This is a genomic window from Paenibacillus sp. J22FR21, assembly GCF_056269135.1.
Genome location: NZ_JBWDNJ010000010.1, coordinates 114,360 through 130,870 on the forward strand (window position 1 = coordinate 114,360; position 16,511 = coordinate 130,870).

Genomic DNA, 16,511 nt, shown 5'->3' on the forward strand with positions numbered 1-16,511 from the left:
TTGTTCTGGCAGCGATTCGAATAAATTGGAGGTAAGGTATACCTATGATAACGAACCACTTCGATGTATCGGATAACGGATGGAAGCTGGTATGGAATGAAGAGTTTGACGGGCCGGAGATTGATTTGTCGCGTTGGGATTATGATATTGACGGTCATGGCTGGGGGAATAACGAGCTCCAGTATTATACGAGAGAAGCACGAAATGCTTATATCGAGGATTCCAAGCTTATTATTAAAGCAATCAAAGAGGAATACGAGGGAAGTCCTTATACATCGGCGAAGCTGGTTACGCGAAACAAGGTGGATTGGACGTATGGACGTTTTGAAATTCGTGCGAGACTGCCCTATGGTCAAGGCATTTGGCCGGCTTTCTGGATGATGTCTACGGATTTACAGGTTCACGGCGACTGGCCGAGTGCCGGTGAAATCGACCTCATGGAGATGTGCGGACATGAGCCAAACAAAGTGCATGGCACGCTTCACATGGGCAATCCGCATTATTATAAGGGTGATTGCTACACGTTGGAATCCGGTATTTTCGCGGATGAGTTCCATACGTTTACGGTGGACTGGACGCCGACACAGATGAGGTGGTACATCGATGGTCAGATTTACTATAAGAGCAGCGAATGGTATACACGAGAGACGGAGTCTTCGGTAGTCGAGCCTTACCCGGCACCATTCAACAAACCTTTCTATATGATGCTGAACTTGGCCGTCGGCGGGAACTGGCCGGGCTATCCCGATGAGACAACGGTATTCCCTCAGACGCTGGAAGTGGACTATATTCGAATCTATCAAACGGAAGACGGCAATTATGGACCAGCAATCTAAGTAAGCCTTGCAGGAGGTATAACTCGAATGAAAGCTCAAATCTTCAGCATGAATGAATGGATCTACCCGGATAGCGTCGTGTCGGAGGACGGTAACACAGCGATTAAGCTGCATACAGCAAGAGGCAGCTACGCTGCTTGCCAGGTTCTGTTTAACGACGTTGCGCCAAATGCCGAGATTCACTGTGAGTTCGTACGTTCGACGGGCAGCGTGTTTTTGCGCCAGCCCGAGGTCTTTCAGTTAATGGATATTTTTGTGGAAAAGAATACGGGTCCGGTTAGCCATTGCGTGAATGAAGGCGAATCCGCGGAAGGATATACGACGCGTCAGGCGCCTTTTCGCGTGTACGAAGCTATGAATCCGTTAAAGGACGGTGTCGTAAGCCGCGCTACTACGGAAGCGCTTTACCTTTGCTGGGAGATTCCGACGGATGCCGGAGCAGGTACTTACACAGGTGAGCTGGCCGTTAGAATAGGCGAAGAAACTTGCCTTATTCCGGTCGAAATTGAGGTGTATCAAGCGGTGGTGCCAGAAGAGGAGACGCTGGCGGTTACCAACTGGTTCAGCCTGCCGAATATGGCCAAACGCTACAACGTAGAACTGTGGTCGGAAGGGCATTGGGCGATGATTGAGAAATACGGCAGATTGATGCGCCGTGCTCGGCAAACGCATTTCTGGGTGCCGATGGATGCGGTTCAGGTGAGCCTTGTCGGTGAAGACGCCTACTCGTTTAATTTTGAACGGGCTGAGCGGCTTATTCGGCTTTACTTTAGCCTTGGCTTTACGTTTATTGAAGGCGGCCTGGTTGCCGGACGCAAGGATTTCTGGGGCTCGGAGTTCCATATTTGGAATACATGGAACGGCGGAGAAGCGCTTAAAGCGATATCGACGGAAGGTTATGCGTATCTGTCGCAATTTCTGCCTGCTTGGCGGACGTTCCTCGAGCAGAATGGCTGGCTGAGCAAGCTGGTGCAGCATGTAGCGGACGAACCGATCGGAACGAGCGTGGAGGAATATCGCATTCTATCGGGTATCGTTCGTAAATTTATGCCGGGCATTCCGCTGCTCGAAGCGGTAGAAACGTATGATTTGGCCGGTTCAGTCGACATTCTGGTACCGAAGAATATTTACTACTTGGAGCATCGCGAACAGTTCGAGAAGCTGAGATCACTTGGCGATAAGCTGTGGTTCTATACCTGCTGCTTCCCCGGGGGCTCTTCGATGAATCGCCTGTGGGACATGCCTTTGCTGCGGACGAGGTATTTGCATTGGGGCAATTATAAATATGATTTGGAAGGGTTCCTGCATTGGGGGCTTAATCATTGCGATGACGACAAGGATCCCTACGAGCAGACGGATCTATGCTTCCCGCCGGGGGATACGCATATCACATTCCCGGGGACGAATGGTCCGATCGGAAGCGTGCGTTTAGAGGCGATGCGTGCAGGTATTGAGGATTATGAGCTGCTGAGGCAGCTTGCGAAGAAGGATAAGGCGCTTGCAGATGAACTGACGCATAGCTGTTTAATCAGCTTCAATGAAGCCAATGAGGATCCGGAGCACTTCGAGCATGTGCACCGCAAACTGCTGCAGGCACTGTCGGAGGAGAGATAAGATGTCACAGACTTTTGAGACGAAATGCGTTCATTCCCTTGTGAAGGTGTTTGCCGACGAAGAGCTGCTGGAGTCCGCCTTTCAAGAAGGCTCAGCGCTGCTTGGCGAATATTATTCCTTCCAGGTTGCGTACCGCGCTGCTTACTTAATGAAGAACATTCGGGTATCTGCCGAATCACCGGATTTGGCGGATGCTATCTCAATTAGAAGCGTCGGCCTGGCACCCTCTGAGCTGACCAACTATAACGACCCTGACGATTATCTGCTGCGGACTACGCCGGGATTATACCCGGATCCGCTTAATCCGCTGGAGGACGGCACTGTACATGCGCTTCCGAAGCAGTGGCGCTCCGTTTGGGTGACCGTAAAGCTCGGAAACGCCGGCGATGTCACGCCTGGCGACCATTCCATCGCAATTCGATTCACGGACGAATCCGGCGTGGAGCTTGGTTTGGAGTCTTTCCGGCTTCAGGTTATTAACGCTGAACTTCCGGAGCAGCGTCTTCTCCATACGGAATGGTTCTATTTCGATTGTCTTGCCACCCAGTACAAAGTCGGCATCTTCTCGGAAGCACATTGGAGCATCATCGAGACTTATGTCGCACATTATGCTGAATATGGCATGAACTTGATCCTGACGCCGTTGTTCTCGCCGCCGCTTGAGCTGGATTTCGGCAAATATCGCCCGACTGTCCAGCTGATTGGCGTGAAACGCATCGGTCATGGGCAAGAGCGTGGTTATCAGTTTGATTTCTCGTTGCTGGAGAGATGGGTAGAGCTATGCCGTCGCAATGGGATCCAGCGGTTCGAGTTTTCCCACTTATTCACGCAATGGGGAGCGAAGCATGCGCCGAAGATCATGGCTGAGGTCGAGGGTGAGAATGTGCAAATTTTCGGTTGGGAATCCGATGCCGCCGGAGAGGAATACAACCAATTCCTGACGCAGTTCATTCCGGAACTGGTGCAGTTCATTCGCTTGCATGGTCTGGAGCAAAGCTGTTATTTCCACTTGTCCGATGAGCCGACGCTCCATGATCTGGAGTCGTATACGAAGGCAAGCACGCTTGTCCGCTCGTTGTTTGATGGCGAGTTTCCGATCATCGATGCCTTATCCGAATATGAGTTCTATGAGAAAGGGCTGCTGACGCATCCCGTTGTATCCACCGAGCATATTCACACTTACATTGCCGGAGAGGCGGACCCGCTCTGGGCCTATTATTGCTGCTGCGAGTACAAGCATAACGAATCGAACCGCTTCTTCAATATGCCATCGGCTCGCAACCGAATTATCGGCGTTCAGCTGTATAAGCACAATATTCAAGGGTTTCTGCACTGGGGCTACAATCACTGGTATTCCCAGCGTTCACGCCGAGCTATCGATCCGTTCACGGTGACGGATGCTGATCATGCTTTCCCTTCGGGGGATGCGTTCTTGGTTTATCCGGGCAAGGACGGTCCGATCACGTCCATCCGGCTTGAAGTGCTGCGCGAAGCATTCCAAGATATTCGAGCGCTTCAATTGCTGGAGAGCTGCATTGGCAAAGAAGCTGTGGTTGCATTGCTGGAAGAGGAAATGGCGGGGCCTCTTACGTTTAGAGATTATGAGAAAGGCAGCGCTTGGCTGCTGCGCATGCGTCAGCGCGTGAATCAGTGGATTCGTGTCTGCAAGCAAGGGGAGTTCTCATGCTGAAGCGAATCGAGTGGCGGGAGCCGATGCTCGTTCACGAGTCACAGCCTTGCGGTCCTGTTCCAACCATCTGCGATGAGGAAGGCATCTATCCGTATGTGAGTTTTAGTGAGACAGCGGAGCGGCCGGTGCTCCGCAAGCTGCGGATGATCGCGATCGAGAATGACTGGCTGAAGGTAACGGTCTGTCCCGATCTAGGCGGCAAGATCCATTCCATCCTCGATAAAGCAAGCAGCAAGGAGATTCTGTTCCATCCAGGCTCGGTGCGGCCGGTGCGCATCCTGCCGCGAATGGCATTTATCAGCGGCGGCATAGAAGTGAGCTTTCCGATTGCGCATACACCTGTGCAGATCGAAGCGGTGCATGCTGATGCCGAGCAAATCGGCGATCGGCTGTATGTCTGGTGCGGCGAGCGAGAAGCGCGCTACGGGATGCATTGGACGGTGGAGTATTCGCTAGGGGATCGGGACCGGTTCCTGACCCAACGTACGACCTTCGTAAATCCGACTTCGCAGGCGCATGCATGGATGTCTTGGTCCAATGCCGCGCTGCCGGCTCGCGACGATTCACAGTTTCATTTCCCTGCAGGACATGTGCTTCGGCATGCGGATGTGCTTGAAGAGCTGGAGTGGAGCGGGGAGCGCGAGTATCGTTTAGCGGATTTCGATCGGATGCAGGGGTTCTTCTGGAAGACATCCGACTGCACGGCATTCGGGATGTACACGCCGAGTCTGGGAAGTGGGCTCTATCATGTTGCTGACCCGGCTGTTACGCCTGGGATGAAGCTTTGGTTGTACGGCACCGGCCGACACGAAGCTTGGGCGCATCAGACTGCGCAGCGACAAGAGAGCTATGTCGAGATTCAAGCGGGGCCGTTGCTGGAGCAGGCGGACAATACCAAGCTGCAGCCGGGTGCGAGGCATACGCATGTGGAATATTGGATTCCAAGTACGGCGCCGCTGGACATTCGAGCGATTACGCTTCCGACTCCACAGCTCGTGGAGCTTAGCCAAGTGCCGGTATTCGATTGGGTGAAGCGTGAGACGATGCTTCCTTGGCTTGCGTTGTTGTCCGCTTACGATGAGAGCGGGGGCTTAGGCGAGATGTGTTATGCACCGCCTGAACCGGAGAGCGGCTGTTGGCCTCCTTCCGGAATGGAGCAGCTGGGCGAGGCGCTGCACTGGGCAGCAATGCAAGAAGTGGAAGAAGTGAACCGATCGCTCTGGGTCTATTACCGCGCGGTATGGTTGGCTTCGCGCGAAGAGATGGACGGAGCAATTGAGCTGCTGCAAACGCTGCAACTGGACTGTGCCTACGCGTTGCTCGGAAGACTGCTGCGCGTCGTGAAGCAGGACTATGAAGCGTCAAGAGTCGCGTATGACTGCATGGAGTCCGCGGCATGGAAGCTGCACCCGCAGCTGTTCATTGAGCGGGATATGACGCTCGAGGCCATCGGGCATTCCACGCTGGAGGAACGGGAGCGCTGGTTCAAGCAGGTGGATTCGCTGCAAGACGACGGGCTGGTGGAGCGCAAGGCGGCGATGTTAGCCGCTCGTGGGTCGCTGGCCGAAGCGAAGGCACTCTTAGAGAACCATCGGTTCGGCAGCATCCATCAGCGTTATGAACGAACGCTCCTATGGATGCGAATCCATGAAGCGCTAGGTACCCCCAATGTTGAGATCCCCGAGCATCTGGGTGAAGACGATTTGGCCATATACGGCGCATACCGTGTATCGGATGCGAATAAGGAATCCTAGCTGAATCAGCGATAAGGGAATTCGGCGGTTCTTCCTTGGAAACTCCCTCGCAGTAACCGTTGCTTATGCTTTGTAACGGTTGTCAGCTTACTTATTTTAGGTCAAAGACGACTTATAAAGCGCTAACGGTTGTGACAGAGGTTATTTCCAGTATTAGCGTTGGTTTCGGCTCGGAAATTTCCATATAAGCTCTACGGCAACCGTTGGAGAATAAAAGTGGGCATTTTATGCAAAATAGCCACTGTCACAACCGTTACAAATACGAAACAAGTTTATACAAATGATGAAGAAGGGGCTGGTCCCTCAAGGTATTTTGACCTTGAGAGACCAGCTCTTTTTGGATATAAGGATACGCTTAATCGCATAAAGATAACAGATAACGCTAGCATTCGGAGGCGATCGGTATGAACGAAGGGATTAGTCGGTATGTGCCGGTACACCAGGTTCGGTTCGTTACAGCATCCGCATTGTTTGACGGGCATGACGCATCCATCACCATCATGCGACGAATATTGCAGGCGAGCGGCGCAGAGGTCATCCATCTGGGACATAATCGATCCGTACGCGAGATCATAAAAGCAGCTATTCAAGAGGATGTTCAGGGAATCGCGCTTTCCTCGTATCAGGGCGGACATGTGGCATTCTTTAAATATATGGTGGAGCTGCTCAGGGAATCGGGGGCCGGCCATATTCGCATATTCGGGGGAGGCGGGGGCGTAATTCTGCCGGCGGAAGCGGAAGAGCTTCATCGCTACGGAGTAACGCGCATCTTCTCTCCGGATGACGGAAGGCGTCTTGGTCTGCAAGGCATGATTAACGTCATGCTGGAGGCTTGCGACTATTCCACTGTGGCTGATTTCGTTGACGAGTGTGCGGCGCTTGGGGCTGGAAGTGACCGCATAACTGCGCGCTTTATGACATTGGCAGAGCAGCGGGTAGCAGCCGCTGCGACAGAAGCTTCGCGACTCGGAGAGCTGTTCGCGGACGTTTCATTGGCAGCCGGGGACGCGCCTGTTCTGGGCATTACCGGCACCGGCGGCGCGGGCAAAAGCTCCCTGACCGACGAGTTCGTGCATCGTTATCTGCAGCATGACTCTCTCAAGACGATAGCCGTATTGTCGGTTGATCCAACCAAACAGAAGACCGGCGGCGCGCTGCTTGGCGACCGCATTCGGATGAACGCGGTGTATTCGGACCGCGTGTTTATGCGGAGCTTCGCCACCCGCGGATCAAGATCGGAGCTGTCCGCAGCTATCGCGGACGCGATCGTAACAGCGAAAGCCGCAGGCTATGATCTGATCGTCGTGGAGACGAGCGGTATTGGCCAGGCGGATAACCAAATTACGGCGGTGGCGGATCTATCGGTCTATGTCATGACGAGTGAATTCGGCGCGCCGAGCCAGCTGGAGAAGATCGAAATGATCGATTACGGCGATCTGATCGTCATTAATAAGTTCGATCGCCGCGGCTCCGAGGACGCGCTGCGAGAGGTGAAGAAGCAGGTCCAGCGCAGCCGGCAGCAGTTTGACCGGAATTGGCAGGACATGCCGGTGTACGGCACGAATGCGAGTCAATTCAATGATGCGGGCATGAGCCGGTTATTCGCGGCCATCATGCAGAAGCTGAGTGAGCGAAGCGGCGAAGCGGGGGCTGATGCGGGTTCGGTTGGTGTCGGCGCGGCAGGCAAGGTAGATGCAGCCAATGGGTTGGATGCCAATGGGGGGGCTGCGGCGTCCGACGTCACCGCAGCCGGCAAAGTCGGCCAGCCCGGCCAGCCATCGCAGAAGCAAACGATCATCCCGGATGAACGAAGCGGCTATTTGAGTGAAATTGTGCAAACCGTCCGCCGCTACAAGCAGCTAACCGAGGAGCAAGCCGCGGCCGCGCGAATGTGCTACCGCATCGAAGGAACGCTTGAGGCAGCAAGGTCAGAAGGCGACAAGTCTGCCCTGCCTTCGCTTGAGTGGCTCCGCGATAAGTACTTAAGCAAGCTGAACGAAGCATCGCGAGCCATTCTGAAGCAGTGGCCCACACTGGCTGAGGCGTACCGTACCCAGACGCTTACCACGACCATTCGCGGCCAAACGATCACAAACGAGCTGTATACCAGAAGCTTGTCCGGTCTGGATATTCCGCGCGTTGTGCTTCCGTCCTATGAGGATTGGGGCCAGCTCATCCACTGGGCATACCAAGAGAACCGCCCCGGCGAGTTTCCGTACACGGCAGGCGTATTCCCGTTCAAGCGCGAGGGGGAAGACCCGAAGCGTCAGTTCGCCGGAGAAGGTACGCCGGAACGGACGAACCGCAGATTCCATTACCTCTCGAAAGGGGAGCAGGCCAAACGGCTCAGCACGGCATTCGATTCCGTAACCTTGTACGGGGAAGACCCGGCGTACAGACCCGATATCTACGGCAAAATCGGCGAGAGCGGCGTCAGTGTCTGCACACTCGACGATATGCGCAAGCTGTACGCCGGGTTCCAACTGTGTCATCCGGCTACATCCGTCTCGATGACGATTAACGGGCCGGCGCCTATGCTGCTGGCGATGTTTATGAATATCGCCATCGAGCAGCAACAGCTGGAAGAGGCTGCAAGCAAGCCCGGCGGCGCTCTCACCCCGGAGGAATCTGCGGACACCCGCAAGCAAACGCTCCGCACCGTTCGCGGCACGGTGCAAGCAGATATTCTCAAAGAAGACCAGGGGCAGAATACATGCCTCTTCTCCATGCCGTTTGCGCTCAGAATGATGGGGGATATCCAGCAGTATTTTATCGATCACGAGGTACGTAATTATTATTCCGTATCCATCTCCGGCTACCATATCGCGGAGGCGGGGGCAAACCCTATTACGCAGCTTGCGTTCACGCTGGCAAACGGATTTACCTATGTCGAGTATTACCTCAGCAGGGGGATGCCGATCAATGCGTTTGCTCCGAATCTGTCGTTCTTCTTCAGCAACGGCTTGGATGCCGAGTATTCGGTCATCGGAAGAGTAGCGCGGCGAATCTGGGCGGTAGTGCTTCGGGACCGATATGGTGCCGACGAGCGCAGCCAGAAGCTGAAGTATCATATCCAAACCTCAGGCCGCTCACTCCATGCGCAGGAGGTGGACTTTAACGATATCCGCACGTCGCTCCAAGCACTAATGGCGATTATGGACAATTGCAATTCGCTGCACACGAACTCGTATGACGAAGCGGTCACGACACCTTCCGAAGAAGCTGTCCGCCGGGCGATGGCGATTCAGCTCATCATTAACAAGGAGCTCGGGCTGATGCGGTGCGAGAATTTGCTGCAAGGCTCGTATCTGATCGAGCAGCTGACGGATTTGGTAGAGGAAGCGGTGCTGCTGGAATTCGAGCGGCTGCATGTGCGAGGCGGCGTGCTTGGGGCGATGGAATCCCAGTATCAGCGGGGGAAGATCCAAGATGAATCGTACGTGTACGAGATGAAGAAGCATAGCGGCGAACTCCCCATCATCGGCGTGAATACATTTCTGAATCCACAGCCTAAGGAGCATGTAGCGGAGCTGCAGGTAGCGCGGGCGACCTCGGAAGAGAAGGAGCAGCAGATAACGGGTTTACGCGGCTTCCATGAGCAGCACAAACAGGCTGCACCTGAGGCACTGCAGCGGCTGAAGCAAATCGCAATTAGCGGCGGCAATCTGTTCGAGGAGCTGATGGAAACCGTCAAAGTGGCGAGTCTCGGACAAATTACACACGCGCTCTATGAGGTCGGAGGCCAGTACCGGCGCAACATATAGAACGTCCGTAAACACTAGAAAACCCGCGTCCTTCCTAGTGAAGGAGCGGGTTTTCCATCGTCCCGTCACCCTTGCATTTCTATTATTTGCATTGCTAGGACAAGAGAGGTGATGTACGATGAACTGAAAATAGGATGATGGCGAGGATGGCTCATGCGCGGTTCGATTAGACGGTTATGGTCTTTTTTTATGGTGCACAACAGTATGCAGAAGAAGCTGACGGCAGTGTTTCTCTTTCTCATTATCAGTCCCATCATTGCGATCAGCTACATCTCTTACCAGAACTATGTCAGCTCGATCAATGACAATACGACGAAATACATGAACGAAGCGATTTACAACTTCCAGAGCAAGCTCGAAGAGAACATTTCCAACATGATGATGATTACGAAGATCCCGCTGTTCTCCTCCGAGCTGCAGCAGTTTCTCGTCTCGCCGAGCCTCGATTTGTCGAAGCAGAAGAAGATCGATTTCTACATCGGCTTGATGAACAATATGAACAAGGATATGAGCTCCACCTATATTCTGGATCTCTACGGCAACGTCTTTTACAGAATGAAAACGGATTCAGTCCGCTCCGACCTCAAGGAACAATTCCCGAAATGGACGAAGCTGGCCGCTCAAAGCAAAGGCAATCCGGTCATTCTGAGTACGCAGGAAATATCGATTCCGGGTCATACCCCCTACTACGTATTCTCGGTTATTCGGGATATCCGCGACGTCAGCTCCTATAAGTCCATCGGCACGATCGTCGTCGATACGAAGCTGAGCATTATCGAAGATACGGTCAAGCAAATGGACTCCATCACCAAAGGCAGAACGCTCATTATCGACAACGCGCATCAGGTTATTTATGACAGTCTGAAGAAGTCCATCGGCAAGCCGCTCTCCGACCCGCAGCTGCTCGCAGACATTAAGGGCACGCAGGGCAGCGTGGAGACGACGATTGACGGCGAAAGCTACATTGCGACCTACAATGAGTCCCAGATAACCGGTTGGCGCACAATTGTCTACATTCCGGTCAAGCATCTGCACAAGGACGCTAAGATTACGCGCAACCTCACTACAGGCTTAACGATCATCATCATGATCGTCGCACTCATCGTCTCGATTGTGATTTCATTCCGACTTACGCATCCGCTCCGCAAGCTGTCGAATCTGATGGGAGCTGTTCAGCAAGGTAACCTCGATATCAGCTTCAAGGTCAAGAATAAGGACGAGATCGGCGTGCTTGGCATCCAGTTCAACCGCATGCTGAGGCGGATCAAAGATCTGATCGACGAGATTTACGTCATCCAGAGCCGCAAGAACGAAGCCGAGCTTGAAGCGCTGCAAAGCCAAATCAATCCGCACTTTATCTATAACACGCTGGAGACCATTCGCATGAAGGCGATCCTGAACGACGATAACGATGTGGCCGATATGACCTTCATTCTTGGCAAGCTCATGCAGTACAGCATTAACCGAGGCAAAGAAATGGTGACGGTGCAGGAGGAGCTCCAGCATCTGGGCAACTATCTCGATCTGCTCAAATATCGCTTCAAGAACCAATTCCAATGGGAGGCGGATTTGCCTCCTGAGGTGCTGAGCTATCACATGCTGAAGCTGACGTTCCAGCCGATTGTGGAGAATGCGATTCTGCATGGCGTGGAAGGGAAGAAAGCGAAGGTGCATATCCGCGTCTACGCGACGCTGGAGAGAGAGCTGCTGCATATTCACATCCAAGACGAGGGCAATGGCATCAATCCGCATACGCTCCAGCATTTGCAGCAGTATTTGAACGGGCAGACGGAGCAAACGGACATGAAATCCGGCATCGGCCTTAAGAATGTGAACGAGCGAATCAAGCTGCGCTACGGGAATGCCTATGGCGTTGCCATCGACAGCCGTGTCGGCGAAGGCACCATTGTCACGCTGTCACTGCCTTATCCGTCTTCCGCGCTTAGCATAGATCAGATTACTGGGGGAGTATAACGATGCTTAACATCGCCATCGTAGACGATGAAGAAATTATAAGACTCGGTCTTGAGAAAATGATTACGAGGTTCTCGAGCGATTACCGCATTGTCGGCAGCTACGAGGACGGAGCCGAAGCGCTGGCCGCGATCGGCGCACCGGATCTGCAGGTGGACCTCATCATTACGGATATTAAGATGCCTTACATGGACGGGCTGCGGTTCATCGAGCTTGTGAAGGAGAAGCTGCCCGGCATTCGGTGCCTGATTCTGAGCGGCTACAATGACTTTGAATATGCGCGCAAAGCCATTCAGTTCGGCGTGGATGATTATATGATTAAGCCGGTAGATATGCAGGAGCTGTCACAGCTGCTGCTAACGGTAGACCGGCGGCTGTCGGAGCGGCGCGAGAGCGAGGAGCAGCTGGCTGCAGCCGCGAAGCAGCAGAAGGGTCAAGAGCTGGAAGATCAGCTAAGAAAGCTGCTGCAAAGCGGAGGAGCCGCCGAGCAATTCGAGCCGGGCTTGGTCGAGCTGCAATCCGGCAGAGGCGCCGTGATGGTATTTCGCACCTCTAATAGGCTCGCTCATGAGAGCCTGCTTCACTACCTCGACGAGAGCAAAGGCATGTTCCATCATGTCGTCGTGATGGAGAACAACCTCATCGCGGTACTGCTTTTCGTTCAGGAGGACAGCAAGCAGCCTGAGCGGAGCTTGCGTGCTATCAGCCTTCGGATGATGGACTATATGCACAACCGCAGCGGCGGATTTATTGCCATCGGGGAAAGCGTGCTGCCGCAAGGCCAAGGCGGCACATGGCATGGTGCTTACGTAGAAGCGCTCGCCGCGAGCAGGCATCAATTCTACAAGGAACGCGAGACGTTCGCGATGAATTTGAAGGATCTGCCCGCGAAAGCAGAGCTATGGAAATTCAACATGCCGGCGCTCGATGAACAATTCAAGACGGCCTGCGAGATGCTAGATTCCCATACGATCAAGCAAGTCATCCCGTTATTCTTTGCTGAAGCGGAGCGGGGAAAAGCCGGCTATGACGAGATTATGCATATGGCCGGCCATCTCTTCTATACGCTCACGACCAAGATCGACGGCTTCTTGGATGCGCTCTATGAGCTGCAGGGGGCGACGTTTGATTTTCACCGGACGGTTGGCTCTCATTTTGCGATGCGAGATTTGAAGGAATGGTTAATTGCCATCGTCGATCAAGTGGTGAAAGCGCTGGAGCCGACCCGCAATGCAAGCAGCAAGCGCGTCATCGAGACGGTAAAGCTGTGGATTCAGGAGCATTACCGGGAGGAAATCGAGCTGACTGCACTCTCGGAGACGGTCTTCTTGAACGCGAGCTACCTCAGCTTCCTGTTTAAGCGGGAGACGAATCAGACCATTACGGAATATATCACTGCGGTGCGCATGGCTAAGGCCAAAGAGTATCTGAAGGACAGGCTCGACCTCAAGGCCTATCAGATCGGCGAGCTCGTAGGATATGCGGACGGCATCTACTTTAACAAGCTGTTTAAGAAAACGGTCGGCGTCACGCCGCAGAAATATAGGAATCAGACGAGCGGCAGCTAATCGTCGATACGGACCCAAAAAGAAGACAATAAATACAAAACGGCTGCATAGAAAGCGTTCTCAAATTCCTCCATAATTCAAAATGTAAACGATAACAAAACGCTCCAGTACGGATGAGGGGGAAGAAGGAAATGAAGAAGTGGGCATCACTGGTGTTGTCGACGGTAGTATTCGGGGCAGCGCTTGCAGGCTGTTCGTCAAACGGCAACAACGACGAGGGGAATAAAGAAGCAGCAGCGACAGAGAGCACAACCAATACAACAACGAACGAGGCTGCAACGAACGAAGCTGAACCGGCTGCGGAGAATGCGATTAAAGGCAAGATCGTATTCGCGACGAACCGTACGGATTTAGTAGAAACCGAGCTGAAGGAATACGCCAAACGGTTCAAAGAGAAGTACCCGGAAGCAACGGTGGAGTTCGAAGCGATCAAGGACTACGAGGAATCGATGAAGGTGCGTCTGGCATCCAATGAGCTGCCTGATGTCATTCTCGTTCCGAAGACGGTAACGAAAGCGAATTTGCCGGAATTCTTCGCTCCGCTGGATGATTTGGGACTGAACGACCGCATTTATTTTAAAGATAATTACACGCAGGATGGTTCTACTTACGGGATCGTTTCCGGCAGCTCGGCAATGGGCGTTACCTATAACAAGAAAGCCTTTGAGAAAGCAGGCATTACCGCTGTTCCAAAAACATTGGATGAGTTCTACGCTGCATGCGAGAAGCTCAAAGCAGCCGGTATCGTCGCACTCTCCACGAACTTCAAGGACAAATGGCCGCTCATGGGCTGGGATCAAGAAGCGTTCTTGTTCGCCAATGACCCGGGTCTGCACAATACGATGGCCGGTCAAGACGAGCCATTCCCTGTAGATGGCCCGCACTGGAAAGCGATGAACATCATTAAAACCATCGTAGATAAAGGCTATGTTGAGAAAGATCTGATGTCCACGAACTGGGAAGGCTCGAAGAAAGACGTTGCTTCCGGCACAACCGCGATGTACCTCCTTGGCAACTGGGTTATTAATCAAGTCATCGATAATGGCGCGAAGTCTGAGGATGTCGGTTTCTTCCCGCTTCCAATCGACAACAGCGGCGAAGCCAAAGCACTTCTGAGCCCGGACTACGCATACGCAGTCAGCAAGAACAGTGGCAATGTGGAAACAGCCAAAGCCTTCTTGAAATGGCTTGTCGAGGAATCCGGTTATGATGATTTCGGCGGATTCATTCCGGTATTGAAGGATAAAGAATCCAAGCTGCCACAGTTGGCAGAATTCATGTCCTTTAAGCCGCAAGTGGTTGAGATGGTAGCAGAGAGTGACGAGTATGTCAGCATCGGCAACAAAATGCAGTTCGATACAAGCGGCTTTGCACAAGATGTCATCATGGCAGACGATGTGTCCAAAGTATTCGCCGACTACAACAAGCGCTGGAAAGAAGCACGCGCCGCAGTAGCATCGAAATAACTTTTGGAGAGAGGGGCATGACGTGAACGGTTCATGTCATGCCCCGTTTCTATTGCTTGTTTCTATTGAACCGGGAAGGGGCTTTGCATGTATTCCTCCATTTACAAGAAGCAGAAGATCATCGTGTTATTCACCTTTCTGCTGCTGCCTGTCACCCTATTGGTCCTCTTCTCCTTGTATCCGGGCGTGATGCTGCTCTATTTAAGCTTAACCTCTTGGGATGGCTATAGTGCGGCGAAGGGGTGGGTTGGCTTAGACAACTACAGGGAGATCTTCCGCAACAGTGAAATTTTCAGCGTGTTCTCCCACAACCTGTATTACTTCTTCGGCGGCATTATTCAAAATATCCTTGCCCTCTATTTCGCCGTCGTGCTCAATAAGAAGCTGCGCGGCCGCAATATCTACCGTGTGCTCATCTTCCTGCCTTACATCATGAACAGCGTGGCCATTGCGTATATGTTCTCCTACGTGTACGACTCTCAGGACGGCTCGCTGAACGGGCTGCTGACTGCGCTTGGACTCGACAGTCTCATTACAAGCTGGTTGGGCAACAAGCATACGGTCAATATCTCGCTTGCGTTCATCTCGATGTGGAAGTATCTCGGGTTTAATATGGTCATTTACTTGGGCGCATTGCAGTCGATTCCGGATGATCTGTACGAGGCAGCGCTGATCGACGGAGCGAATGAACGGCAGTCCTTCATCTACATCACATGGCCGAGTATTCTCAAGATTGTTGAGCTCTCCATGCTGCTTACCGTAACAGGTGCGCTTGAAGTGTTTGATTTGCCGTTTATTATGACCAAGGGCGGACCGGCGGGAGCCAGCGATACCTTTGTGACGAAGACGGTGGATACGGCTTTTCACTACAGCAACTACGGTCTTGCCTCGGCAATGGGCGTCGTGCTGCTGCTGATTGTCATTGTTGTCATTACGATTCAGCGTAAATTTATTCTTCGGGAAGAGAAGGGATGATGGAACACCATGTCGATCTTTAAACGCAACAATCCCTTTCTTGCCATGCACTATTTGCTGCTGACGTTGGCTGCTTTTCTCGTTCTCTTCCCCCCTTATGTCGTGATTCTGAACGCCTTCAAGGGAACGGAGGAATATAACACGTCGTCCGTATTCGAGATGCCGCGCAGCTTCTTTAACCTGGAAAACTTCGAAACGGTGATGAGAATCGGCCATATGGGCCGCGCCTTCTGGAATACGAGCATCATCCTTGTACTGGCGTTGATAGGAAATATCATCATTGGCACGATGGCAGCCTACGCGCTCGGTCGCTTCCAATTTAAGCTGAAGAAATATTTGCTCGGCGGCTACGTGCTCGCTACGCTAATTCCTTCGGTGACGACACAGGTCGCTACGTTCTCGATCGTCAAGGAGCTTGGACTGTTCAATTCGCATATGGCGCCGGTGCTGCTTTATCTGGGCACAGACGTGGTGCAGATTTATATCTTCCTGCAATTCATTCGCAGTATTCCGTTTGATCTCGACGAAAGTGCGATGATGGAAGGCGCGAGCTTGGTGCGGATTTTCCGCTCGGTTATCTTCCCGTTGCTCATTCCGGCAACGGCGACGGTCACAATTATTAAGACCATTTCCATCTATAACGATATGTACATCCCGTATCTGTACATGCCGGCGCAGAAGCTGGGCGTCGTTTCGACGTCGCTTATGAAGTTCGCCGGGGTGAACAGCGCTCAGTGGAATTTGATCAGCGCGGCTGTCGTGATTATCTTAATTCCTACTGTGATCATGTATTTGTTTCTGCAGCGTTATATTTTCTCTGGTATTGTAAGCGGTTCGGTCAAATAAGTTTGGCTTCTCCACACATTCCAT

At 52.8% G+C, this 16,511-nt stretch carries 10 protein-coding genes; all 10 read left to right on the top strand.

Features of this window, described 5'->3' with window-relative positions; genetic code table 11:
* The first annotated feature begins 44 nt into the window (after positions 1–44).
* Positions 45–836 (top strand): glycoside hydrolase family 16 protein, encoded by a 792-nt coding sequence (locus AC0YNS_RS27460; RefSeq protein WP_475784122.1) that lies wholly within the window; start codon positions 45–47, stop codon positions 834–836.
* A 27-nt stretch (positions 837–863) separates the two neighbouring features.
* Complete coding sequence (locus AC0YNS_RS27465; RefSeq protein ID WP_475784123.1) at positions 864–2,450, top strand: DUF4091 domain-containing protein; 1,587 nt, start codon at positions 864–866, stop codon at positions 2,448–2,450.
* A 1-nt stretch (position 2,451) separates the two neighbouring features.
* On the top strand, positions 2,452–4,140 hold the full coding sequence (locus AC0YNS_RS27470; RefSeq protein ID WP_475784124.1) for a DUF4091 domain-containing protein: 1,689 nt from the start codon (positions 2,452–2,454) through the stop codon (positions 4,138–4,140).
* Complete coding sequence (locus tag AC0YNS_RS27475; RefSeq protein ID WP_475784125.1) at positions 4,134–5,894, top strand: DUF5107 domain-containing protein; 1,761 nt, start codon at positions 4,134–4,136, stop codon at positions 5,892–5,894. Before AC0YNS_RS27470 ends, AC0YNS_RS27475 begins: the two co-directional genes overlap by 7 nt.
* 404 nt (positions 5,895–6,298) lie before the next feature.
* Positions 6,299–9,658: a methylmalonyl-CoA mutase family protein gene (locus AC0YNS_RS27480; protein ID WP_475784126.1), complete on the top strand. Its 3,360-nt coding sequence runs from the start codon at positions 6,299–6,301 to the stop codon at positions 9,656–9,658.
* Positions 9,659–9,862: 204 nt separating this feature from the next.
* The gene (locus tag AC0YNS_RS27485; RefSeq protein WP_475784127.1) at positions 9,863–11,632 is read left to right on the top strand and encodes a cache domain-containing sensor histidine kinase; all 1,770 of its coding nucleotides are present in this window, start codon (positions 9,863–9,865) and stop codon (positions 11,630–11,632) included.
* Positions 11,633–11,634: 2 nt separating this feature from the next.
* Positions 11,635–13,200, top strand: coding sequence for a response regulator (locus AC0YNS_RS27490; RefSeq protein ID WP_475784128.1), 1,566 nt, complete (start codon positions 11,635–11,637; stop codon positions 13,198–13,200).
* Between the two features lie 131 nt (positions 13,201–13,331).
* Positions 13,332–14,666, top strand: coding sequence for an ABC transporter substrate-binding protein (locus AC0YNS_RS27495; RefSeq protein WP_475784129.1), 1,335 nt, complete (start codon positions 13,332–13,334; stop codon positions 14,664–14,666).
* Positions 14,667–14,753: 87 nt separating this feature from the next.
* The gene (locus tag AC0YNS_RS27500; RefSeq protein ID WP_090983285.1) at positions 14,754–15,641 is read left to right on the top strand and encodes a carbohydrate ABC transporter permease; all 888 of its coding nucleotides are present in this window, start codon (positions 14,754–14,756) and stop codon (positions 15,639–15,641) included.
* A gap of 9 nt (positions 15,642–15,650) precedes the next feature.
* Complete coding sequence (locus tag AC0YNS_RS27505; protein ID WP_475784130.1) at positions 15,651–16,487, top strand: carbohydrate ABC transporter permease; 837 nt, start codon at positions 15,651–15,653, stop codon at positions 16,485–16,487.
* Positions 16,488–16,511 lie beyond the last annotated feature (24 nt).

Coding starts and splice junctions, on each gene's coding strand:
- AC0YNS_RS27465 (WP_475784123.1), top strand. CDS start 864: ATGAAAGCTCAAATCTTCAGCATGAATGAATGGATCTACCCGGATAGC.
- AC0YNS_RS27490 (WP_475784128.1), top strand. CDS start 11,635: ATGCTTAACATCGCCATCGTAGACGATGAAGAAATTATAAGACTCGGT.
- AC0YNS_RS27475 (WP_475784125.1), top strand. CDS start 4,134: ATGCTGAAGCGAATCGAGTGGCGGGAGCCGATGCTCGTTCACGAGTCA.
- AC0YNS_RS27470 (WP_475784124.1), top strand. CDS start 2,452: ATGTCACAGACTTTTGAGACGAAATGCGTTCATTCCCTTGTGAAGGTG.
- AC0YNS_RS27460 (WP_475784122.1), top strand. CDS start 45: ATGATAACGAACCACTTCGATGTATCGGATAACGGATGGAAGCTGGTA.
- AC0YNS_RS27485 (WP_475784127.1), top strand. CDS start 9,863: ATGCAGAAGAAGCTGACGGCAGTGTTTCTCTTTCTCATTATCAGTCCC.
- AC0YNS_RS27500 (WP_090983285.1), top strand. CDS start 14,754: ATGTATTCCTCCATTTACAAGAAGCAGAAGATCATCGTGTTATTCACC.
- AC0YNS_RS27480 (WP_475784126.1), top strand. CDS start 6,299: ATGAACGAAGGGATTAGTCGGTATGTGCCGGTACACCAGGTTCGGTTC.
- AC0YNS_RS27505 (WP_475784130.1), top strand. CDS start 15,651: ATGTCGATCTTTAAACGCAACAATCCCTTTCTTGCCATGCACTATTTG.
- AC0YNS_RS27495 (WP_475784129.1), top strand. CDS start 13,332: ATGAAGAAGTGGGCATCACTGGTGTTGTCGACGGTAGTATTCGGGGCA.